Raw genomic sequence first — 21,573 nt, 5'->3', positions numbered from 1 at the left:
AATCCCCGATTTCCGCGCTGATCGCGGGTGTTGGTCCCGGCCCGCAGTGGCAGCCATCATATATGTGTTGGACCGCCGGCGCGGTCCGATCACACATCGGATGAGCATGTCTCGGCATAACGGCCGTGCAGGTGAACCGGTTGCTGCCGAGCGCGCATATACTCAATAATCCAGCGCCGTGCGATAAAAGGGTTTGTCGCCAGCCGCGCGGCGATAGGCGCCCGGCGACATGCCGGTCTGAAGTTTGAACAGGTCGTGGAAAAAGCGCAGATTGCGATAGCCGACCAGATTGGCGATCCGGATGATGCTGCGTTCGGTGCGGATCAGCATCGTGCGCGCCGTGTCGATCCGCAGGGTCTGAAGATAGCCGAGCGGCGTCTGTCCGGTTGCGTTGAGAAAATGCCGCCGCAGCGTCCGTTCGCTGACCGCGAGATAAGAGGATAATTCGCCCATGCTGACCGGATGAGCCAACTTCTCGTTCAGCCACGCTTTCGCGACGCGGACGATCCGGTCGGCCTCGGCCGTCTCATCCTCATTGTTGGGCGCGTCCAGGCCACCGACGGTGGCAAGCCAATCGGCCGTATAGGGCGTGAACATCTGCCGGATCAGGTGATGGACGAATTTGGGTTCCATCCCCACGCTGCGGCTGGTCATCACACGCTTGCCGATGATGATATCCTCCTTTTCGATGCTCAGCCCAGGATAGCGCGCGCGCAGCGAGGGCCAGGCCCACGAGGGGGCAGCGATTGCTTCTGAGGCGAGGCCGGCTTCGGCGAGAATGGCGACGCTGGGACCGCTGGCCGCCATCAGCGCGCCTTCCGCGCCCCGCGCCGCCAGCCAGGTCAGTAGTTCGGGTGGCCAGAACCGGCCCGCGAACAGCGCCTCGGGATCGACTACCCCGACCCCTGCCAGATAGACGAGATCGGCACTGGCAATCTGTCCCAGCGGTTCGACGTTCGATAGCGTCTGGCCGTTCGCCAACGTTAGCGCGCCACCCCTGAGCGATGCTAGCGTGACCTTCAGGGGCGGCGGCACATGTTCCACCAGCGCCGAGCGACGCTGTATGTGAAGGTTGGTGAGATAGGCAGCGTCGCAGATCGCGGAAGCGCTGATGCCGAGCGTTTCGGGGAAGCAGATGACCGCGATATGCTTTGTCATCGGATCAGGCCTGTCCGTTTTGCCATATAATATTGTCCGAATAGGATATTGCGGAGGGTCGGGCAACGCCATAATCTTTTGCAAACACGCGAAGGCCAGAAGCGCTATATTCGCGTATCAAATAATAACGACATGTATAAATGGGGGAGACCGTTGATGAGCACCCATTGCTCGCGGCTAGCGCGCCTGAAACTTTTTGCCTTTTATCTTTCAACGTCCTTGTTTTCTGCAAATATATCTTTTGCGCAGGACGTTATGACTGGTCAAAAAGCGGTCGCAGATCCTGATGAAATCGTAATCACGGCGACACGGCGCGCCGAAAGTCTTCAGGATGTCCCCATCGCCGTCACGGCGCTCAGCGGGATGCAGCTTCAGTCCGCCGGCGTCACCAACACGCAGGGCATCGAGCAGCTTACGCCCGGACTCGTCATGGCGCAGACGGCATCCGCGGTACAGCCGACCATTCGCGGCGTCGGGTCGCGATCGGCGTCGCCGGGTGAGGAATCGAACGTCGCGCTGTATCTCGACGGTGTCTATCAGCCCGCGATGAGCTCCAACCAGTTCGACCTGCTCAATGTCGAACGGGTCGAAGTGCTCAAGGGGCCGCAGGGCACGCTTTTCGGGCGCAATGCGACCGGCGGCGCGATCAATATCGTCACGCAAAAGCCCTCGCAAAATCCCGAACTGCGCATGTTGGCCAGCTATGGGCGTTTCGATGAAGTGCGGCTGGCGACCTATGCAACGCTCGGCTTGACCGAAACGCTCGCGGCCGATCTCGCCATGCAATATCGCGATACCGACGGCTTTGTCGACGACCTCGTGCGCGGCGGGAAGCTGGGCTATCGCACCGATTATAATGTGCGCGGCCGGCTGCGCTGGCAGCCGTCGGACCGTATCGATATGGTGGCGGCGCTCAATTATATCGATCATGAGGATACGATCTCGCTGGCGACCCAGCCGATTGGTCGCAACACCAACGGCCGGCGCGCCCCGAATGTCGTGGTGCTTCCGACCAAGCCTTGGCAGTTTGCCGGCAACCTCCTCCCGCTGACGACCGCCGACCAATTCAGCGCCACGCTGACGACGTCGATCGATCTGGGCTTTGCTTCGCTGGAGGGCGCGTCGGACTATCAGAAAAATGGTGCGACCTTCGTCAGCGACAGCGACGGCGTCGCCGCCCAGACGCAGAATCCCAATTCGATTTCCAACGTCCAGACCAGCAGCGCGTCCAACGAATTGCGGCTGGTATCGCAGGGTTCGGGACGCCTGAAATGGGTGGTCGGCGCAACCCATTTCTATCTGACATCCAAATATGACCCGCTGCTCGTCAATGGAACGTCCGTTGTCCGTGGTCGGCAGCAATCCAGTTCCTACGCCGTATTCGGCGAGGCGACGTGGCAGTTGCTCGACCCGCTCTATGTCACGCTGGGCGGCCGGTATAGTCATGAACGGCGCGAGGTATTCCCCTTCGTCAATGTCGCTTTCCCCAGCGAGGCAGCAACCTATCAGAATTTCGATCCGCGCATTTCGTTGCGCTATGAGTTCGCGCCCGACAACAGCCTCTACGCGACTTACAGCACCGGCTTCAAAAGTGGCACCTTCCAGCCGTCAAGCGCCAATCCCGACCCGGTCCGGCCGGAAAAGATCAAGGCGATCGAAGTCGGCATCAAGACGCGCCCACTACGCTGGATACGCTTCAATGCGAGCGGTTATTATTATGATTATTCCGACTTGCAGGTGAATGCGCGCGCGCCCGGCGGAAATACCGTCATCCTCAGCAATGCGGCCAAGGCGCGGATCAAGGGCATCGAAGGCGATCTCAGCCTGACCCCCGCGCGAGGCGTTTCGCTGCGGCTGTCGGGCTCTTACACCAACGCCATTTATAATGACTTCCCCGATGCGCAGATCACCGTGCCACTGGCGTCGGCGGCAGGCGTGCTGCTGGGCGGCAATTCCCAGATTGTCTCGAGCGTCAGCGGAAGGGATATGATCCGCGCGCCCCGTTTCACCGGCGTCGCGAGCGGCAGCTACACGTTCGACACCGCCATCGGCGGCATCAACGTCGCGGCCAATGCGAATTATAGCGACTCCTATGCGCTCGATTTCAGCAACCGGCTGAAACAGCCCTCTTTCGTCCTTATGAACCTGGCGCTGTCCTGGACCTCGACCGATCAGCGCCGCAGCGTCCGCTTCTGGGGGCGCAATGTGCTGAACGAAGCGGTGTCGTCCTACGCCTTCACCTCGACCAACGGCGATTTCACCAGCTTCCGCGATCCGGCGAGCTATGGCGTCACGCTGGAGTTGAACTGGTGAAGATTGCGCCGGGCCACGAGCCTGCGGAGAGCGAGGAGATCCCGACCTGGCGGGCCTGGTATATGATCGCCATATTGGTGATCATATACACGTTTTCGACGCTCGACCGGTCGATCCTGGCCATCATGGTCACCGATGTGAAGGCCGACCTGAATTTCAGCGATACCGAGATGGCGCTGCTCAGCGGAACCGCCTTTGCCATCTTCTACACGACCATCGGCCTGCCGATGGGCGCGCTGGCCGACAGCAAGCCGCGCCGGGCGGTGATTTTCTGGGCCGCGAGCTTTTGGGCGGCCTGTTCCAGCCTGATCGCCTTCTCCACCCATTTCACGCAATTCTTCCTCAGTCGCATGGGCGTCGGCGCTGCTGAATCGGCATTGGGACCGGCCGCTTATTCGATGATCAGCGATCGCTTCCCGCGGAAGCGCCTGTCGGGCGCGATCGGCGTGTATAGCGTGGGCGGCATCATGGGGGCGGGGCTCAGCTATGCGCTGGGTGGCTATCTGTTGTCGAAATTTCCCGAATGGAAGCATGTCCTGCCTGGCCCGCTGTCGGGCTGGCCCGCATGGCGGCTGGTGCTGCTGGTCACGGGCTTGCCCGGCGTGCTGCTGGCGCTGCTGATCTTCACTTTCCCAGAGCCGGCACGCCGGCGCAGCAGGCATCATTCCGATGCTGACTGGCGCAGTTTCTTCCGCTTGATCGGTGGTGACAAAAGGCTGTTCGCGCAACTGCTGATCGCCTGGGGCCTGATCGGCATGATCGCCATCGGCATTTCGGCCTGGGCGCCCACATATTTGCGGCGCGCTTATGGTCTGTCGCCGGTTCAGGCGGGCGCGGCGATCGGCGGCATCATCGCCTTTTCCGGCGTCACCGCGCATCTGGTGAACGGGTTCATCGTCGACTGGATCGCCAGCAAGGGCTATCGCGACGCGCCGATCCGCTTCTTCGTCGTATCCGCGCTGATCGCGACCCCGTTCGTCGTCATGGGATTCCTGGTGCATAGCCTGCCGCTCTTCCTGTTCGGCTTCGCGATGAAGAATCTGCTTCTTACCCCGATCACCGGCTATGCCTCGGCATCGGTTCAGATGATCACGCCGCCATCGCTTCGCGGGCGGGCGGGCGCACTTTTCCTGATGGTCTTCAACATATTGGGCGTCGGCTTCGGACCGTTGACGGTGGGCTGGCTGACCGATCATGCGTGGGGCGATCCGTCCCGCATCGGCTGGTCTCTCGCCTTGCTGACCGGCGTATGCGCGACGCTTGCGATCATACTCCTCGTCACGATCCGTCGGCGTTTCATCGCCCGCATCGCCCTGGAAGAAACGGCGGCGGCAGGGGATTTAGCGGCATGACGGCGGGTATTCTTCAGGGCATCAAAGTGCTCGACATGGGGCGCTATCTCGCGGCCCCCTGGGCGGCGCAGATGCTGGCCGACCTCGGTGCCGACGTCGTCAAGATCGAGCGCGTCGGCCAGGGCGATCAGTTCCGGCAATATGGCTCTTCCTATCTGCGCGACGACAAAGGCGAGTTGACGGGCGAGACGGCCTATTATCTCTGCACTAATCGGAACAAGCGCTCGATCACCCTCGATATTGCCGATCCTAGGGGACAGGAGATCGTGCGCAAGCTCGCGCGCCGGAGCGACGTGTTGATCGAAAATTTCCGGACCGGATCGCTTGCGCGCTTCGGCCTCGACTATCCGGCGATGAAAGCGCTCAACCCGGCCTTGATCTATTTATCAGTTACGGGGTTCGGGCAGGACGGGCCATATGCCAAGGTGGGCGGTCTGGACAGCGTGTTTCAGGCGATGTCGGGCCTGATGAGCGTCACCGGCGAGCCCGATGGCCCGCCACAGAAAATCGGCGTCACCATCATCGACGAGATGACGGGCCTTTATGGCGCGAACGCTGTGCTGGCCGCACTTTTCCACCGCGAGCGGACAGGGCAGGGGCAGCATATCGATCTTGCGCTGTTCGACACCGCGCTTGCCGCCATGTCGCACCGGGCACAGGATTATTTCCTGACCGGTGAACGACCCGCGCGGATGGGCAGCCGGACGATCGGGTCCACGCCCGCGCAAATCTTCGGCACCAGCGACGGCGCGATCAATGTGCAGGCAGGCGACGATCACGCTTATCGCGCCTTTTGCGAGGCGATCGACCGGCTCGACCTGCGCGACGATCCGCGCTTTGCCGAGCGCGCCCAAAGATGGGCGCTAAGGGACGAGCTGCTGCCGCAGATCGAGGACCGCTGCCGCGAACTGACGTCCGCCGATCTGCTGGCACGCCTGCAGGCACATCGCGTGATCTGCGCCAGGATCAACAATGTGGACGAAGCCTTTGCCGAGCCGCAGGCGATCCACCGCAACATGCGCCGGACCATTCGTCATCCGCTGAATGATGCGCTATCGATCGTCGCCAATCCGATCCGCTTTTCCGAAACGCCGATCACCGATTATGCCCCCCCCCCGCTGCTCGGAGCAGACACCGATGACGTGCTTCGGCAATGGCTGGGCATGGAGGATGGCGAAATCCATGCGTTGCGCGAAGCCGGAATGATTTGACGCAGGATCAATCTCGCCACAGCCGTCCATTGGGCAGATAAACGGTCATTTTCGCCACCTTCCCCTGACTGTCGATGACGAACAGATCGACGGCTGCCGGCACGAATTGGCCTTTCGGATCGGGATGCCAGACGCCATCATCGCCTTTGCTGCGGCGGGCTTCCAATTCGATCACGCAGCTTCGCCGCGCGCGGTCTTCCGCAAGGCTGGCGATGCGGATTTCGGGCGTGATCGTGCGCAGAAACGCCGAATAGAGCATCACGCTTGAAATAGGAATCGAGGGATTCCCAGAAGGTCTGGAATGTGATTCACCGTTGTTGGAGGTGGATCATGGGAAAGTCCTATTCAACCGATCTTCGGGATCGGATCGCCAGTCACATTGCATCGGGGCAATCGCGCCGCTCAGCGTCCCGACATTTTGGGGTAAGCCCCAGTTGCGCGGTGAAACTGGCGCAGCGCGTGGCGACGACGGGATCGGCAGCGCCTGCTCGGCAAGGACGCCCGCCCGGTGACGGCAAACTGGCGCCCCACATGGCGACTTTGGTCAGATGGGTCGATGCCGAGCCGGATATAACCATGCCCGAACTGTCGACCCGGCTTGCTGCGGCCACCGGTGTTCGGGCGCACCCTGCCTCGCTGTCGCGTGCCTTGCTCAAGGCCGGCTACAGCTTCAAAAAAACGCTGATGGCATCGGAATGCGGACGCGATGATGTCGCCCGGGCGCGCCGGGCCTGGCGCGTCTATCGGCAGCCTGCCTTGCGAAGAGAGCCGCATCGACTGGTGTTTATCGACGAGACAGCAACCACCACGAAGATGACGCGGTTACGGGGACGGGCGCGCCGTGGCCAGCGCCTCAAAGCGCGTGCGCCCTTTGGCCATTGGAAAACCCAGACCTTCATTGCAGCCCTGCGCTGCGACGGACTGACCGCGCCATGGGTCATCGACTGTCCCATGAACCGCACGACTTTCGAGACCTATGTCGAAACGCAACTCGCCCCGACGCTGCAACCCGGCGACGTGGTCATCCTCGACAATCTCTCCAGCCATAAAAGCGAGAAAGCCAAGGCGATCCTGAAAGCGCGCGGCGCGTGGTTCCTCTTCACACCGCCCTACAGTCCCGACCTCAATCCGATCGAAATGGCCTTCTCCAAACTCAAGGCACATCTTCGCCGAACAGGAGCCAGAACCATCGATGCCCTCTGGAAGGCTATCGGAAATATCTGCGACATCTACACCCCTGACGAATGCCGAAACTTCCTCAAAGCCGCTGGATATGCGTCCGATTAAAGGCTCGATGCTCTAGAAATCCCCGATCGCCGCCTTGCCCTTTAGGACGGTCCCCATCGGTGTGCGGAACTGCGCGTCATCAGCCCATAAGTCGCCGACATCGTCATAGCGTCCCGCGCCGATCAACCGCGTATATTCCTGCGCCACGGCACAGGGCGATGCCTCGGCGGCCGATGGCGCCGCCGCCTGCGCGGCCAAGGGTAGCGCGATGCCAATAGTCGTAAGGGCGGTCAGGGCGAACATGGTTGGCCTTTCTGTCATTCAGAAACACGGGCGTCACGCGCCTGCGACCTCGGATTCCGCAATCAGGGCGCGCATCACCGGCGCGGCCGCGGCGAAGATCGCCGGGTCGCCTACCGACCCCGGCGTCGTTTCCGATCGTCGCCGCATCAGCCAGCGGCCGTCCCGACGCACGAATTCATCCTCGTAAATGCCCAGCGCTTCGAAGATGACGTCGCCATTCTTGCCTCCGGCGTGCCAAGCGCGAATATTGTGGCGGACGCTGGCGGTATCGCCGTCGATCACCGCGTGGATATTGGTGTTCGCGTGATGTGTGAGGCGGCAACATTCGATGCAGGCGCGGATCGCCGCGATACCCCGCGCGCGACCGGCGAAACGCTTGCCGTTGAGGATGATCTCCGCCTCTTCGACAAAGACGGCTTCCATCAAGTCCCAGCGCCGTTCGTCCATTGCCCGGCTATATTGCACGATGGCGGCGGTAATGGCGGCCAGGTCTTCTTCGAAACGCGGCATGGCGGTTCCTTCTTGTAGGGCGGCGTCAATATAAGGTTTCAAGATCGGCGGTGCTGTAGGGCTTGTGCGCGTCAATGCGCCCCTGCCGGACTTTCTGCGCCCATAAAGGATCGCTGATCAGTGCGCGGCCGACCGCGACCAGATCGAACTCGCCGCGCTCGAACAGGGTGACCAGCCCATCCAGGCTGGCCGGTCGGGAGCGATAGCCATCGCCCGTACCGCGATCCTGCGCGCCGAACGCGGTATCCAGCCCGACCGATCCGACGGTGCAGACGGGGAGCCCCGAAATCCTGCTCGTCCACCCCGCGAGCGTCAGCGGATCGCCCGCGAAAGCAGCTTCCCAATAGCGCCGCAGCGAACAATGGAACAGCGTCACGCCGGCATCGACCAGCGGCCGCAGCAGCGCCTCCAGCGCGGCAGGGCCGGACGCCAGGGTGGCTGCATAATCCTGCTGCTTCCACTGCGAAAAGCGAAAGAATAATGGAAAATCCGGCGTTGTGCGCCGCCGGCACTCGGCGACGATCTCGGCAGCGAAGCGGGTGGCGCTTTCCGCGCCGTTCGCGCCGTAGTGGTCCGCGCGCAGGTTCATCGCCGGCCACAGGAACTGGTCGATCAGATAGCCGTGCGCGCCGTGAATTTCCACGCCGTCGAAACCGAGCGCGCAGGCATCGGCCGCCGCCTGGCCAAAGGCGGCGACCACGTCAGCGATCGCGCTGTCGCTCATCGGTCGCGTCGCCATGACGGCATCGCCGCCCTGGCCGTCGATCGGCATGAACAGGCCCGATGGCGAAGCGGGATCGACCTGCGGATTGGGTTCGGATCCCGCTATCTTGGTGGCGCCGGCGTGCCAGATTTGCGGCATCATGCGCCCGCCGGCTTCATGCACGGCGTCGATGACCTCGCGCCAGCGCGACAGTGCCTCGGCGCCGTGAAAACTGGGATAGCTTGGCAAGCGACGGGCCGACGCATGATCGACCCCGGCGCATTCGGACAGGATCAGCCCGACATCCGCCGCCGCGCGCCGCCGGTAATAATCAACATAAGCCGGCGGCATGACGCCGTCCTGCGAGAAGCGGCGGCTCATCGGCGCCATGACGATCCGGTTGGGCAGGTCGAGCGTTCCGATCCGCACGGGTTCGAACAATATTTGAGCAAGCGTTTCGCGCATGTCCGCCGCCCGTGTCATCGCTCGCCGCTCTCAATGAACCGCGAAACCGCCGTCGAGCGCCAGCGCCTGTCCGCTGATGAAGCCGCCCGATGGACCGGCAAGGAACACCACCGCTGCGCCAATGCCCTCCGGCGCGCCAAATCCCAGCGGCTGGCGCGTCTTGCCCGCGCCGTCCGGCCAGACACCGGCATGGAAACGCTCCATCGTCAGCGGGTGATTGCGAACCTTGCCGACGAAAGCGCCGGGCAACAGGCAGTTCGCTCTGATGCCGTCCTTGGCGTAATCATAAGCGATAGTCTTCGCCATGCTGAGCGCGCCCGACCGTGCCGCGCCATAAGCGACATTGCCGTGCAGCACCGGATGAAGCGCGCCGACAGTGCTGATGATCACGATCCGACCGCCATTGCCGGCCGCCGCCATGCGCTTCACGACTTCGCGCGCGCACAGGAAGACGCAGCGCAGATTGGTCGATTGCGCCTCGTCCCAGAACTCTGCCGTCATCGTTTCGAGCGGCGCGTTGGTGGTAAGGCCGCAGCAGCTGACGAAAATGTCGATCGCCGTCCCGCCCTTGTCCAGCGTCGCGAAGAGATCGACGACGTCCTGCTCCTGTTCGACATCGGCGCGCAGGCCGCTCACCCGTCCGCCGCGATCCTTCGCCGCTGCAACGACCGCGTCGATCAGGCCCTGGTCGCGATCGACGAAAGTGACTGTAGCGCCTGCCTCAGCCAGTGCGACGGCCACATCGATGCCGGCATTGCCGCCATTATCGACGACCAGCGCGGACTTGCCCGCCAGGCCGAACATGCCCTCCAGTCCCGCCGGTCGCTTCGCCTCTGCCATCCTCTGCCCTTCTCTTTTGTTCTGGCAGACAGGATGGCAAGATCGACGATGTCGAGGAACCGGTAATCACGGAACAAGTGAAATGCCGATCCGACGGCCATGCCGGATTGCCGCCGCCCGCCAAAGCGATCACGCTATGTGCGTCACAGGAGTATATGCCGCGTGAAGACAGGAGAAGGTGCTGCCGAGGAATGGCGTCGCGGCTGGCCGCTCGTCCTGTCCGCTACTGCCGGCTATACGGTGGGGCCGCTGGGCGTTTATACGATGAGCCTCTACATCCGGCCGCTTCAGGAGGAGTTCGGCTGGAGCAAGGCCTTCGTGACGTCGGGCCTGATGGTCAACGCGCTGGTCGCGGTCACGCTGTCGACGATCGCCGGCATGGCGATCGACCGGTTCGGACCCCGACGCATCGGGATAGCAGGCGTCATATGTTTCTGTACGTCGCTGGCATTATTCGCGACGAACAGCGGCGCGGCGCTGCATTGGTGGGCATTGTGGATGCTGCTCGCGCTCTCGATGCTGGCGGCGAAGCCGACGGTATGGGTCGCGGCTATCACCAGCCGCTTTGACCGCTCGGTCGGGCTGGCGCTTGCGACGGTGATGTGCGGATCGACCGTCACGACGACGCTGGGACCGCTGATCGCGGGCTGGGCGATCGCCGAATATGGGTGGCGCATATCCTATATATTGACGGCCGGAATATGGGGCGCAGCCGCTCTGCCGCTGCTCTTCCTCTTCTTCTTCGGGCAAAGCGACCTCAATCGGACGCGCCGATCCGGTGCGCAAGTTGTGCGCACTATGCGACAGGGAAGCCTCGCGGGCGGGCCGGCGATGTTGAAATCGCCAATCTATCTGCGCATCGTGCTAGCCTGTGCGCTAAGCCAGTTCATCATTGCGGGCACGATCGTGAACCTGGAGCCGATCCTCACGAGCGATGGCCTCGACCGGCCAAGCGCGATCTACCTGATCAGCATGATCGGCGTATCGATGTTCATGGGTCGGTTAATTGCCGGCTATTGGCTCGACCGGCATAATCCAGCGCTGTTCGGCGCGCTATGCTTCGGTATTCCGGCGGTCGCCTTTGCCGTGCTTCTGCTGTCTGCCGAATTGAATATCGCCACCGGCCTGTGCGTCGTCATGGCGATCGGGTTCGCGACAGGCGCGGAATTCGAGCAGGCTGCCTTCATGATCAATCGCATCTTCGGGCAAAGCAGTTTCGGGATGCTGGTGGGCACGATCCTGGCTGTTCTCGCCGTGGGGCAAGGGACGGGGCCGATGCTGTTCGGCTATATCTTCGACCAGAGCGGCTCGTATCGCGCAGCTTTCGCTTTCGCTCTTCCCATCAGCCTGCTGGCCAGCCTGCTGATCTATTCAGTGGGCTCGGCTGTTCGCCGCGCACCGATGGCCGCCGCCACTTTCTAAACGCGGGTCTGCTCCAACTGAGCCGACAGCACTTATGCCGGCTGTCAAGCCCCCGCTCGCCACTGCCTCCATCCTGCACGCCGCCCGACCACTTGTGATCAGCCTCCTTATGCAATAATGAGACGCTGCATACCATAAAGATGGTCACGATTCCAAAGTGGGTCGGGCATAGGGAGAGGTGAAATGCGTAAATCCGTCATCACGAATCTGCTCGTTACGTCTGCATGTCTGGCCATCGCAGAGCCGGCGCTGGCGCAACAGGCGGCGGTTGCTCCTGCACAGGCTGCGGACGAGGCTCTGCCGGGGAATGAAGACATTATCGTCATGGCCCGGCGTCGCGCTGAAAGCATTCAGACCGTGCCGGTCGCGGTGACCGCAGTTTCCGGCATCGCGCTCGAAAAACAGAATGTGACGTCTATGCTCGACCTGCCGCGCGTGGCCCCCGGTCTCAGCGCTTCGCCGTCAGGCGGGGCCAGCCGAAACTTGCCTCTCTACAATATTCGCGGCCAGCAGCAGGGCGAGTTTCAGCCCTCATCTGACCCGTCGGTCGGCATCTATTGGGGCGATGTCGTGGTGCAGCGCGCTTATGGTTCGGACTTCAATATCTTCGATCTGGGTCAGATCGAGGTCGTCAAGGGGCCGCAGGGCACGTTGTTCGGGCGAAACACCACAGGTGGCAATATCGTGTTCCGGCCGAACCTTCCGACCGACCGTTTCGAGGCAGGCGCGACCATCCAGACTGGCAGCTATAGTCTTGCCTCCGCGCAAGCCTATGTGAACGTCCCATTGGCCGATGGCATCGCCCTGCGCGTCGCCGGAAATTATCGTTATCAACAGGGCTATATCCGCAACACATTCGCCACGCCCAGCGACTATAAGTACAGCTTTCCCGGCCCGCTCAACCAGATCAGCATCGTCGATCCGCCGCTGCCCGGCATCCCGGGCGCGCGCTATCAGGGGACGAAGGGCGGGGCGATCCGCGCATCGCTCCGCATCGACAGCGGCCCGTTTGAAAGCGTGACGACAGCCACGCATATCGAAGCCAATATGGGCGGTTCGGGCTATCGCCTGTTCGCGATCCAGCCGGGCAGTGCTGCGGCCACCCTGATTTCTTTGACCAATCCGACCGAATTGGCGCAGATCCAGGCCCTGCCGACCTACCAGACCCGCGACAATGACATGGACTATACCAAGGTCGATTATTCCGACCAGCTTGCCAACACGACCTCGTTCGAAGTCAGCGACGAGATTACGGTGAAAAACATCATCGGATATCATAAATATAAAGGCAGCAATTTCGAAAATATCGACGGAAGTTCGATTCCGATCCTCGAATATGGCCAAGCGGTAAAGGGCTGGGAATTCAGCGACGAATTCCAGATTCTCGGCGACATGCCCGGCCTGAACTGGATCGCCGGCGCTTATTATTACAAAGAGAAGGGCAATAATCAGTCCTACACGCCGAACCTTCTCGGTTTCTTCGTGCGGGGATTGCAGACGCCTTTCTATGGTTATCAGGAGGCCCGGAACGAGAGCAAGTCGCTATTCGCTTCGGCGACGAAGACGCTGGACTTCCTTGCGCCAGGCCTATCGCTGACGATGGGCGGACGTTATACTTGGGACGACCGTGCCATCATCTTTGGCACCAAGCATAATCTCGGCCTGCCGACCCAGCGTTGCGCTCTCGAACCGAGTTCCGCCACCTACACCAAGTTCAACGCCAAATTCGACGCCGCCGCCTGTACGATGTCCGAAAGCACCAATTTCGGCCAATTCACCTATACGGCGTCGCTGGATTGGAAAATCGCGCGGGACAAGCTGCTATATGCGGTAACGCGCAAGGGGTATCGATCGGGCGGGTTCGGATCGCGCGGCACGGCGCCCGCACCCGATCCGTCGGGCCGGACGGCCTATGATCCGTTCCAGCCGGAAAATGTCCGGGACGTCGAAGTCGGTTTCAAGGCCGACTGGGATCTGGGCGGTGGCGCGCGGCTCCAGACCAATCTCTCAGCATATTATCAGTGGTATAAGAATATCCAGCGGCTGATCACCTTCTCGCCCTGCGCGACATGCGTGCAACAGACGGTCGTTTTCAACGCGGCGACCGCGCACATTTATGGCGGTGAATTCGAAGCGTCGTTGCATGTCGGCAAATGGCTTGAACTGAACGGATCGGTCGCCTTGGTGCGCCCGGTCTATGACCGGTTTGAATTCCCGCTTGGCAGCGGCGTGGACTGGGCCAGCCAGGCGACGTTCGGCGGCGCGATCAGGAACCAGTATAATGCGAATGCCGTGGTAACTTTACCGGTGCCCGAAGAGATTGCCGACACGAAGGTGAGTGTCTACTGGCACAAACGTTCCAGCTTCTACAATCAGGATAATCTGACGAGCGAAGTGCAGGCCAAGGTTCCGGGTTACAGCCTGACCAATGCCCGTATCGATTTCAACAGCATCGGTGGAAGCAATTTCGACTTGGCGTTTGCGGTCAACAATCTCTTCGACAAGAAATATTTGATCAACAAATATTCGCTCTACACCCAGATGGGGTTCGTGTCAGGTGCCGCAGGCGCGCCGCGTCAGTGGACCGGCACAATGCGCTTTCGCTTCTAACCCTGCCAATCGCCGGATGATCCGGTACGGGCTAAAATTAAGAGGCGGGCCATCACGTTGGCCCGCCTTTTTTGTCGCCGCGCGCTTCGGTAAGCAGTCGGACAGTCAGTTGACCGTCAGCACATGCCCGCCATCGACGCGGATGTTCGCGCCGTTGATGAAATCGCCCAGCGGACTGGCCAGCATCAGCACGGCATGGGCCACATCGGCCGGCCGACCCAGCCGCACGATATCGATTCCGAAAATCTCCCGTGCGACCCGGCGTTCCCGATCGGCGGGCGCCAAGTCCGACCAGCCCTTTTCCTGCGCGATATGCTGGACCCAGGCCGCGACGCTCGCCGTCGCGATCACGCCGGGGCTGATGACATTGGAGGTGATCGCCACGCCGCTCAGCGAGCGGGCGATCGACACCGACAGATTGACGATCGCCCCCTTGCAGGCGGCATAGTCGGACCCAAGTTCGGTCGGCTGCATCGCGGTGGCGCTGGCGATGTGGATCAGGCGGCCCCAGTTCCGCTCTCGCATAGCCCCCAGAAGCTTGCGGGATAGTTCGGCGGCGGCCACGGTGTTGCTGGCATAGGTCGCCAGCCAGTCCTCGCGCGGGATCGCTTCAAAGCGCCGGCTGAAATCACCGGCGGGGCCGCCAGCATTATTGACCAATATATCGACACCGCCCGCCGCCGCCACGACCCCGATCACAGCCTCCAGCCCCGCCGCCTCGCCCAGATCTCCGGTCACCGCTTCCGCTTTCCCTCCTGCGGCCGTAATCGCGGCTGCGACCGCGCTGGTCCGGCCGGGGTCGCGACCATGAACGAAGATGTGCGCGCCCTGTTCGGCAAGCGCATGAGCAATGCACGTGCCAATGCCCGAACTCGCGCCGGTCACCAGCGCGCTACGGCCTGTCAGTTGCAGATCCAGCATATCTTCCTCACCTCCATCCTCTCCACGTCATCGCATATATGATGCGATGATCAGGCGTTGCCCTGGCGCAACGGCACGCCCGGCATCAGCAGGTCGATGGCAAGAACGCTGTCCACCGTCGTGATGAACAGGGTTTTCCAATCCTCGCCGCCCCAGCCCATATTTGTGGATCGGCGTGCAAAAAGGGCTCTGACTCACATTTGCTGATGGGCCGGCTCATGGCGCGCCCACCAGTCGGGCCTGAAGAAGATCGAGTTTTGCGCGGCCATACATCTGTCGCTTGATGAGTTTGAGGCGTGTAATCTGCCCTTCGGTCTGACCGTTCGACCATGGCGAGACGATTGCGTTTCGTACGGCCGGAAGGTCCTTTTCGACGCCATTGACGAATGACCCGATAAGGCTGCCCTTTGCCGTCTCGATCCACTCATCGAGCTTTGCCGCCGACTTTGATCGGATCATGGATTGAAAGTCGCCGATCGCCTTGCGCGCTACTACCAATTCAGGGACGTTTTCCTCGATTACCGCCACCAGGATCGCTTCGGATTTGGCAAGCCCATCCCACGCCGAAGTCATTAGGCGCGCAAGAACGCGCGCCGAGGGTGTGCGGGCGAGGCCACTTTGATTGGCCTTTTCGGCGAGACGCCGGCGTTGAGCCCATTGTGAGACGACACCGCTTTGACCCACAAAACCTTCCGCGCGCATCTCGCGCCAGAGCGCCAGGGCATTGCGGGTGCCGTTATCCCATCGGTCATTCAGCCATGGCAGCCAACTGTCCAGGAAGCTGGGGCGGGAGCGGAATACGTCCATTCGCTGCCCGCGCAGAACATCGCGAACGAGCTTTCGGCTATGGCCGGTCTGCCGAACAATCTGCCGGATGGACGTACCATTTTTTGCCAGTTCCCGGACCGCGTCGTTGGTCTCCTGCCGGCGTAGATAGCCTTCATATTGCAGCTTTTCGGCATAAGTGAGCAGCTTGGGATCGACGACAGTGCTTCCGACCGCCTGCCTTATCTGCCGCATGGACTTGTTGACGGCATCCAGAAACGCTCGGCTCGAGTTCTCCATGAGATGCCAACGATCGGCAACTTGCTCGGCATCAGGCAGCCCTCTGGCGATCGCTTCACCATAGCCACCGCCCCGGTCGCGGGCGACAATCGATATCGATGGGCGCTTGGCAAGCCAGGCACGGGACGTCTCCAGAGCGCGGTCCGGCAATAGTGTGACCGGCGTCCGGCGCTCCAGATCGCAGACGATCGTCCCGTAGGTTTGGCCCCGCCGGAAGGCAAAATCATCAATGCCGATGACATGCAGTTCATCATTCTGTTCACTGACGCGCCGACGGACCACTCGCAACAAGGTGTCCTTGCTTACCGGCATCATGAGGCGGTGGGCAAAAGCGGCCCCAGGCCTGCCACCGAGCGCCAGCCCAAGGTGGTGGACTATTGTTTCAAGCCGCTGAGTGCGCCGAGCATAGCGAGCCAAAACGCCGTCATCAAACTGTTCACAAAAAATGCGTCGCCCGCAAACGACAGTGTCGCACCAAAAGCGACGCGTCAGGATCTTCAGAACGACGCGGCGGCCACCAAGGGGAAGATCCGACGGTCGACGCACATATCGGCTTTGAACCCTTCGACCTGGTCGCCCACAGTCAGGGCAAACCCCAAAAATACATCGTGAGCGTAGCAGGATTTGGACATCTTCCCCGACACTCTGCACTGAGACAACTACAAAGCCTTCGGGTGCAAGGCTCGCGCGCTGAAATCGACCGTGCATGGCAGATACTCCCGATAGAAGCAGCGGGAGCATACTCTCAACAGCAGCAAAAGTGAGTCAGAGCCAACTCTCAGTGGAAATTTGTGCTCTTCCCGGGTCACTTCTCACCGGCAATCAACAAGGTCACCGAGGATTCCGCCAAAAAAGCACTCGCTGAGCAAGAAATGAAACATCGCGCCGACGACTGGGCGAAGGAAGCGAATGTCGGCGGGCGCACGCTCGTCTATCAGAAGTTCGGCGCTGGCCCTACGGCATATCCACTGCTCGAAACCCCCGGCGTCAAGCCTTGGACCGACTGGACCGTTCCGATGTCGATGCGTGAGGTCGAACCCGGCGTGAGGCTGGTGATGGAGGACTCCCGTTCGCTCAGTGACCCGGACTGGCGTCCCCGCATCACTCCGACCGGCGGAGACGATGCATGACGAGAACACCCGTCGGAGAAATCCGTCCCAGCCAGCTACTATGGACCTATGGTCCGGAAGCGCTGATCGACCTGCCCAACCTTTCGGTGGTGACGATGGGGATCGATCGATGGGAACGGGACCGCTGCCAGCCCATCCAGGAAGCCCGCCTGTTGGCGAACGTGCGAAGCGTTCTCGGCCCCCAGGTGGAGTCGCTCCGGATGCCTCCGCTCGGTGATCGCGACGTCGTCGACCCATTCTCCGCAGCAGCACTGGTCGGCGTCCCCGTAAAGCCGTTTCCGCGATGGCTGCGCTGCGTCAAATGTGGCTTGCTCTCCCCGTTCGACGCCGGTCTGTTCAAGCTCAAGGAGAACCGATACCGCCCCGAACTGACCCGTTTCGTCCACGAAGGCTGCAGAGGGTCGAGCAACGATCAGCGGCCCAAAGATGCTGACGCCGTACCAGCACGTTTTCTGATGGCTTGCCGTGCAGGGCATCTGGATGATTTCCCGTGGCACTGGTTCGTGCATGGCGGCCCATCAGGCTGCCGCGGAACTCTTCGTTTCTTCGAGAGCGGAGCGTCGCTGCAAACCGAAAACCTCTGGGTGAAATGCGACAGCTGCGGCGCAGCGAAGAACATGGCCCAAGGCTTCGGCCAAGCCGGGCGGGACAACCTGCCTGCCTGCCGTGGAAGACATCCCCACATCGATCGTTTCGTCGATGACTGCGTCGAAGATCCGCGCGCCATTCTACTCGGTGCGACCAATGGCTGGTTCCCAGTGACCTTGTCGGTGCTCGCAATCCCGCAGACCGGCAGTCCGTTGGCACAGCTGATCGGAGATGGCTGGACGTTCTTCGAAGACGTGGATTCGGCCGATGAGGTCGGTTTTGTCGTAAAGACCCTCAAAAAGACCGCGCAGCTTCCCGGAATCGAGAATGCCGCGCGACAATCAGGATGAGAGAGCGTATTGCCTCACGGAGGAATGCTCCCGAATGGAGTGATCGTTGCCTCACGTAAATGTTCCCTACAGGACATAGCCAGTCATGGCGATACTTGCGTGACGGGTGGCCGTGCAGCCGAGCCGTAGGCGAGGCGGAGCGGCCACCCGTCACGCAGCGCTTATCATGGCCATCGTGCCTGCTGTGCCTTCGCTGGTTACCGCAGGCATATGACTGAACACGAGGGCACGTGCCTTTTCAGTGCGCCAGCCTTTCAGCCGACGTTGGACCGTCCGAAGGAGACCATTGGGGTAATTTCCCGGTTGCTCGGCCTGGAGCCTTTCCAACAACTCCCGTCCGGTGCGCCAGGGTTCTTCCTCGAACCAGGTTTCCAACTGGTCGGCAACCTGGACCAGCGGATCTGGTCGGCGACGCCCCCGTTTCTGCGGCGGTCTCGCTGTCGCCGTAGGCCGCGCCTCGCCGTTTTTCCATAACGTTCTCAGGCTCAACAGGAACGCATCCAGCGGCGGGGGCGACGCTGTCCCCGCCGGTGTCGCCGAGGCCACCGCATCAGCGAGGATCACCAGTTTTTGCTGCGCCATGCGGATGTCGCGCAGCAGCCGAACCGGATCCAGCCCGGCAGCGATGTGCCGAAGCTGCTGACGTGTCTGCTCGCTGGTCCGGGGCTCATCCATCAGGCGCTGGAACGGCGTCGCCGGGGCATGATAGCGTTTATACACTCTGGCTCCGTTCCGCTGCTTCTCGGCCAGTTTGAACGAAGGTTGGAAGAAGTTCACAAAAAGACGGGATGCGGCGTACAACTCCGCCAGCGACCTGGCCGCTTCCAGTCCCTCGAACCGACGATATCCCACCAGGCGACGCACAACGGAGCCATTTTTTTGCTCAACCCAGGCCTGATCGTTCTTCCGATAGGGCCGGCAACGGGTAAAGGTGACCCCAGTCGCGGCACAGTAGTCGCGTACGGTCTCATTGATGAACACACTGTCATTGTCAGAATCGAACCCCAGCAACGGGAACGGCATCAACTTGCGTAGTTCGGAAAGTACGGCAACCAACAGCGTTTGTTCGCGAACCAGTAGCGGTGCGCACTCGGTCCAACCTGTCGCGATATCGGTCAGCGTAAGCGTCCAGGCCCAGCTCCCCTTCGCAATCGGCCCGCTGTGTGACACAAGGTCTGCTTCCATATGTCCCGGAGCCGGGTCCCCCCAGTCGCTGAACGTTCGGATCGGAACGCTGCGCCTCAATTCTGATCCTGCCACACCCCGCCGCCGCAGCCTCGGACTGCTTTCCCTCACGGTCTTCAACGCCCGGTCGATCGTTGCTGCGCTCACCTGCAACAACTTGGCCTTGATCTCCGGATCCAGGTCAAGATGGCCATGGCCTTCCATGGCCTCGATCAGGATTGGTATGAGTGGCCGCAACCGCTTACCGCAGAGGCGATCGCTCGCCTCCCACAATAGGATCAGCGCGGTTCGCACCGCCTCGGTATAAATCCTGCGCTCGGGACGCGCCGTCTGTCGCGACGGCGCCTTCTCTCGCAAAATCCGCATCGCATGCTTGCGGTGCAATCCCGTGACCGCGACGAACTCGTCGAGAATCTTACCCTTGCTCGTGCGATCGGCCGCCCGATACCGCTCGCCAACCGCTTCAACCAATTCTCTCCGCGTTGCCATGCTCACCTTCCTCATCGTTTCCTCCCTGCCACCGCCGGGAGCATTTTAGATGAGGCAACTGGACAACACTCAGGAGCAATTCAGGCGAGGCAATGCGCTTGCCAGCGTCAATCAAAGCAGGCACCACTTGAAAACCGCGACGATCAGTTCTCATCCTGATTGACGGAAACTTCTCATCCAGATCGCCGCGCCATACCGTCCAACGCTGCCGCTATATGACACTTGAGAGCGTCTTAGGTTTAAGCGATAATCCCATCATCACGTTGCCTGCCATGGCAGCTTGATCATCCCGGCTTAGCCGGAGGTCGCTGTGACTACCGCCAGCGAACCTACACCACGCCTTGGGGCACGATCTGCGGATTCGGATTAACGGCTTTTCCCCAGCCCCGGCCATAAGCGGGATCTCCGCTTATTAGTTTGCCATCATCTAGGCCGATAGGCTTGAATTGGCGCGTAGCCGACCGGCAGCCATTCAACGGGCGAAGGACCGGTTCGTAGTGTCACCGGACGTTCCGGCGGCTGCAGCGGAACGGCCTAGGTTGGTCGGCACAAGAAGTGCCAGTGGAGTGGGGATCTCTGCGGATTGGCTGCATGCGCTGACCCCGCCACGGCTAGCCATCGTAATTCGAGGATATCCAATCTTCGCGACCATGCCGGACACGCAGAATGATCACTTCGTCCTTATCTCCCACATCGTAAATCACCAGATGGGCCTTGAAAGGATGCACGCGGACAGGCGGTGAGATCTCCTCTCGCAAGCGCGCGGCGTGAGGATAGTCTGCGAGAAACGCGAAAATCGCGCTCAGCCCTTCGTGATAGGCGTCAGCCTGAGACAGACCGAACCGTTCCATGCCCTCGAGAAAAATGGCTGTCAGATCATCGACTGCGGCACGTGTTAAACGGAAGCGGCGCACAGTCAGGCTTGCAGACCTGACTGGCCGATCGCCCGCGCACGGATATCCGCCATCGTCTCGTCGCTCAGGCCACTGGCGCGGGCTTCATCGACCAGGCGCTGCATGGCGGCAACCTTGTCGGCGCGTTCTTGGTCACGGCGGATAAGATCGCGCACATAGTCACTGGCATTGCTATACCGGCCGGTGTCAGCCTGCGCTTCCACCCATTGCTTCATAGGGTCGGGCAGTGAGATGTTCATCGTAGCCATAGCAACCTCCAAGGCCAAGCACATGGCAAGAATTGGCAAAGCTTGTCAATTGATATTTGCCCATGGCCCGCTCCCGTGAACAGGGGCCATTGTGCAGCTGACGTCTCCATGATCTCCCAAGCACTGCTTGCCTCGCGCCTCACGGCATGTCCTCCTTTGGGCTGTAGCCGTTCTTAAGATGGCCAATTCTGGCTATCGGAGAATGATCATGGAAATGTCTGAGCTCGACTTTGTACGTTTTTCGTCAGGTCCAGGTCCAGAAAATGCTGTTGTTAGCGATGTGGTCGAGTGCCTGATCGAGTGGCAAGACGCATCCGCCCATGTCGTCGATATCTTCCCAACGCCGTCGATGTGACCAGTAGCCGAGCCTAACGTCGTCACCCATACCGACCGGCTTCAGGCGCGCGATCGGCGCCTCGGTTGTCAGCAGGTAAAGGTGGTAGGCGCCTTTGTCCTCGTACCAGCCGACGCCGCCGCCATTGGCTGCGTCGAACGCTTCGATCTGCCGTGCGATTTCGTCGTCTTTCATGGCGCAACCATAGCTGCCTTCGGGTCAGAGCGTATCCGAT

Annotated in this window: 20 protein-coding genes; 8 read left to right on the top strand and 12 right to left on the bottom strand. The window is 61.3% G+C overall.

The features are described from left to right. Positions 1 to 162 precede the first annotated feature (162 nt). Entirely contained in the window at positions 163 to 1,158 is a 996-nt protein-coding gene (locus IWY39_RS18535; RefSeq protein ID WP_181316754.1) for a GlxA family transcriptional regulator, read from the bottom strand. A 255-nt stretch (positions 1,159 to 1,413) separates the two neighbouring features. On the opposite strand from IWY39_RS18535, the gene IWY39_RS18530 reads away from it, so the two are divergent. From IWY39_RS18530 to IWY39_RS18520, 3 genes are read left to right on the top strand one after another with little or no spacing between them, the layout of a single operon-like run. Beyond that, entirely contained in the window at positions 1,414 to 3,471 is a 2,058-nt protein-coding gene (locus IWY39_RS18530; protein ID WP_181316755.1) for a TonB-dependent receptor, read from the top strand. Then, on the top strand, positions 3,468 to 4,823 hold the full coding sequence (locus IWY39_RS18525) for an MFS transporter (protein WP_107124867.1): 1,356 nt from the start codon (positions 3,468 to 3,470) through the stop codon (positions 4,821 to 4,823). Before IWY39_RS18530 ends, IWY39_RS18525 begins: the two co-directional genes overlap by 4 nt. Next, positions 4,820 to 6,034 (top strand): CaiB/BaiF CoA transferase family protein, encoded by a 1,215-nt coding sequence (locus IWY39_RS18520; protein WP_107124868.1) that lies wholly within the window; start codon positions 4,820 to 4,822, stop codon positions 6,032 to 6,034. Before IWY39_RS18525 ends, IWY39_RS18520 begins: the two co-directional genes overlap by 4 nt. A 7-nt stretch (positions 6,035 to 6,041) precedes the next feature. On the opposite strand, the gene IWY39_RS18515 is transcribed toward IWY39_RS18520, so the two are convergent. After that, the gene (locus IWY39_RS18515) at positions 6,042 to 6,296 is read right to left on the bottom strand and encodes a hypothetical protein (protein WP_146147662.1); all 255 of its coding nucleotides are present in this window, start codon (positions 6,294 to 6,296) and stop codon (positions 6,042 to 6,044) included. 68 nt (positions 6,297 to 6,364) lie between these two features. Here IWY39_RS18515 and IWY39_RS18510 point away from each other — a divergent pair, with 68 nt between their 5' ends. Beyond that, positions 6,365 to 7,321, top strand: a complete 957-nt coding sequence (locus tag IWY39_RS18510) for an IS630 family transposase (protein WP_107124870.1) — start codon at positions 6,365 to 6,367, stop codon at positions 7,319 to 7,321. Between the two features lie 12 nt (positions 7,322 to 7,333). On the opposite strand, the gene IWY39_RS18505 is transcribed toward IWY39_RS18510, so the two are convergent. From IWY39_RS18505 to IWY39_RS18490, 4 genes are read right to left on the bottom strand one after another with little or no spacing between them, the layout of a single operon-like run. Further along, complete coding sequence (locus tag IWY39_RS18505) at positions 7,334 to 7,564, bottom strand: nuclear transport factor 2 family protein (protein ID WP_107124871.1); 231 nt, start codon at positions 7,562 to 7,564, stop codon at positions 7,334 to 7,336. A 33-nt stretch (positions 7,565 to 7,597) separates the two neighbouring features. Further along, the gene (locus tag IWY39_RS18500) at positions 7,598 to 8,074 is read right to left on the bottom strand and encodes a nuclear transport factor 2 family protein (protein WP_107124872.1); all 477 of its coding nucleotides are present in this window, start codon (positions 8,072 to 8,074) and stop codon (positions 7,598 to 7,600) included. A gap of 25 nt (positions 8,075 to 8,099) precedes the next feature. Further along, positions 8,100 to 9,242 (bottom strand): oxidoreductase, encoded by a 1,143-nt coding sequence (locus IWY39_RS18495; protein WP_196871674.1) that lies wholly within the window; start codon positions 9,240 to 9,242, stop codon positions 8,100 to 8,102. A 30-nt stretch (positions 9,243 to 9,272) separates the two neighbouring features. After that, positions 9,273 to 10,082 (bottom strand): SDR family NAD(P)-dependent oxidoreductase, encoded by an 810-nt coding sequence (locus IWY39_RS18490; RefSeq protein ID WP_107124874.1) that lies wholly within the window; start codon positions 10,080 to 10,082, stop codon positions 9,273 to 9,275. 162 nt (positions 10,083 to 10,244) lie between these two features. On the opposite strand from IWY39_RS18490, the gene IWY39_RS18485 reads away from it, so the two are divergent. Then, a complete protein-coding gene (locus IWY39_RS18485) occupies positions 10,245 to 11,504 on the top strand; it encodes an MFS transporter (protein ID WP_181316756.1) in 1,260 nt (419 codons plus the stop codon). A gap of 183 nt (positions 11,505 to 11,687) precedes the next feature. Next, entirely contained in the window at positions 11,688 to 14,114 is a 2,427-nt protein-coding gene (locus IWY39_RS18480) for a TonB-dependent receptor (RefSeq protein ID WP_107124876.1), read from the top strand. A 105-nt stretch (positions 14,115 to 14,219) separates the two neighbouring features. Here the strand turns inward: IWY39_RS18480 and IWY39_RS18475 are convergent, their stop codons facing one another. Then, a complete protein-coding gene (locus IWY39_RS18475; RefSeq protein ID WP_107124877.1) occupies positions 14,220 to 15,035 on the bottom strand; it encodes an SDR family NAD(P)-dependent oxidoreductase in 816 nt (271 codons plus the stop codon). 216 nt (positions 15,036 to 15,251) lie between these two features. Continuing rightward, on the bottom strand, positions 15,252 to 16,808 hold the full coding sequence (locus tag IWY39_RS18470; RefSeq protein ID WP_107124878.1) for an ISL3 family transposase: 1,557 nt from the start codon (positions 16,806 to 16,808) through the stop codon (positions 15,252 to 15,254). 164 nt (positions 16,809 to 16,972) lie between these two features. Between IWY39_RS18470 and IWY39_RS18465 the strand changes: the two genes are divergently transcribed. Beyond that, on the top strand, positions 16,973 to 17,230 hold the full coding sequence (locus IWY39_RS18465; protein ID WP_107124879.1) for a hypothetical protein: 258 nt from the start codon (positions 16,973 to 16,975) through the stop codon (positions 17,228 to 17,230). Further along, positions 17,227 to 18,168, top strand: coding sequence for a DrmB family protein (drmB, locus tag IWY39_RS18460; protein ID WP_196871673.1), 942 nt, complete (start codon positions 17,227 to 17,229; stop codon positions 18,166 to 18,168). Before IWY39_RS18465 ends, drmB begins: the two co-directional genes overlap by 4 nt. Positions 18,169 to 18,318: 150 nt before the next feature. Here the strand turns inward: drmB and IWY39_RS18455 are convergent, their stop codons facing one another. The 4 genes from IWY39_RS18455 to IWY39_RS18440 form a co-directional block, all read right to left on the bottom strand. Beyond that, positions 18,319 to 19,857, bottom strand: coding sequence for an integrase catalytic domain-containing protein (locus IWY39_RS18455; RefSeq protein ID WP_107124880.1), 1,539 nt, complete (start codon positions 19,855 to 19,857; stop codon positions 18,319 to 18,321). Between the two features lie 596 nt (positions 19,858 to 20,453). Further along, positions 20,454 to 20,756, bottom strand: a complete 303-nt coding sequence (locus tag IWY39_RS18450; RefSeq protein ID WP_107124881.1) for a type II toxin-antitoxin system RelE/ParE family toxin — start codon at positions 20,754 to 20,756, stop codon at positions 20,454 to 20,456. 2 nt (positions 20,757 to 20,758) lie between these two features. After that, entirely contained in the window at positions 20,759 to 21,004 is a 246-nt protein-coding gene (locus tag IWY39_RS18445) for a type II toxin-antitoxin system ParD family antitoxin (protein ID WP_107124882.1), read from the bottom strand. A gap of 244 nt (positions 21,005 to 21,248) precedes the next feature. Then, positions 21,249 to 21,533 carry a hypothetical protein gene (locus IWY39_RS18440; protein ID WP_107124883.1) on the bottom strand — a complete coding sequence of 95 codons (285 nt, stop codon included), beginning with the start codon at positions 21,531 to 21,533 and terminating at the stop codon, positions 21,249 to 21,251. Positions 21,534 to 21,573: the final 40 nt, after the last annotated feature.

It is taken from the genome of Sphingobium sp. JAI105, from assembly GCF_015752145.1.
GTDB classification, from domain to species: Bacteria; Pseudomonadota; Alphaproteobacteria; order Sphingomonadales; family Sphingomonadaceae; genus Sphingobium; species Sphingobium xenophagum.
The sequence above is the reverse complement of the archived record's forward strand: the minus strand, read 5'-3'. Positions and strand labels throughout refer to the sequence as shown.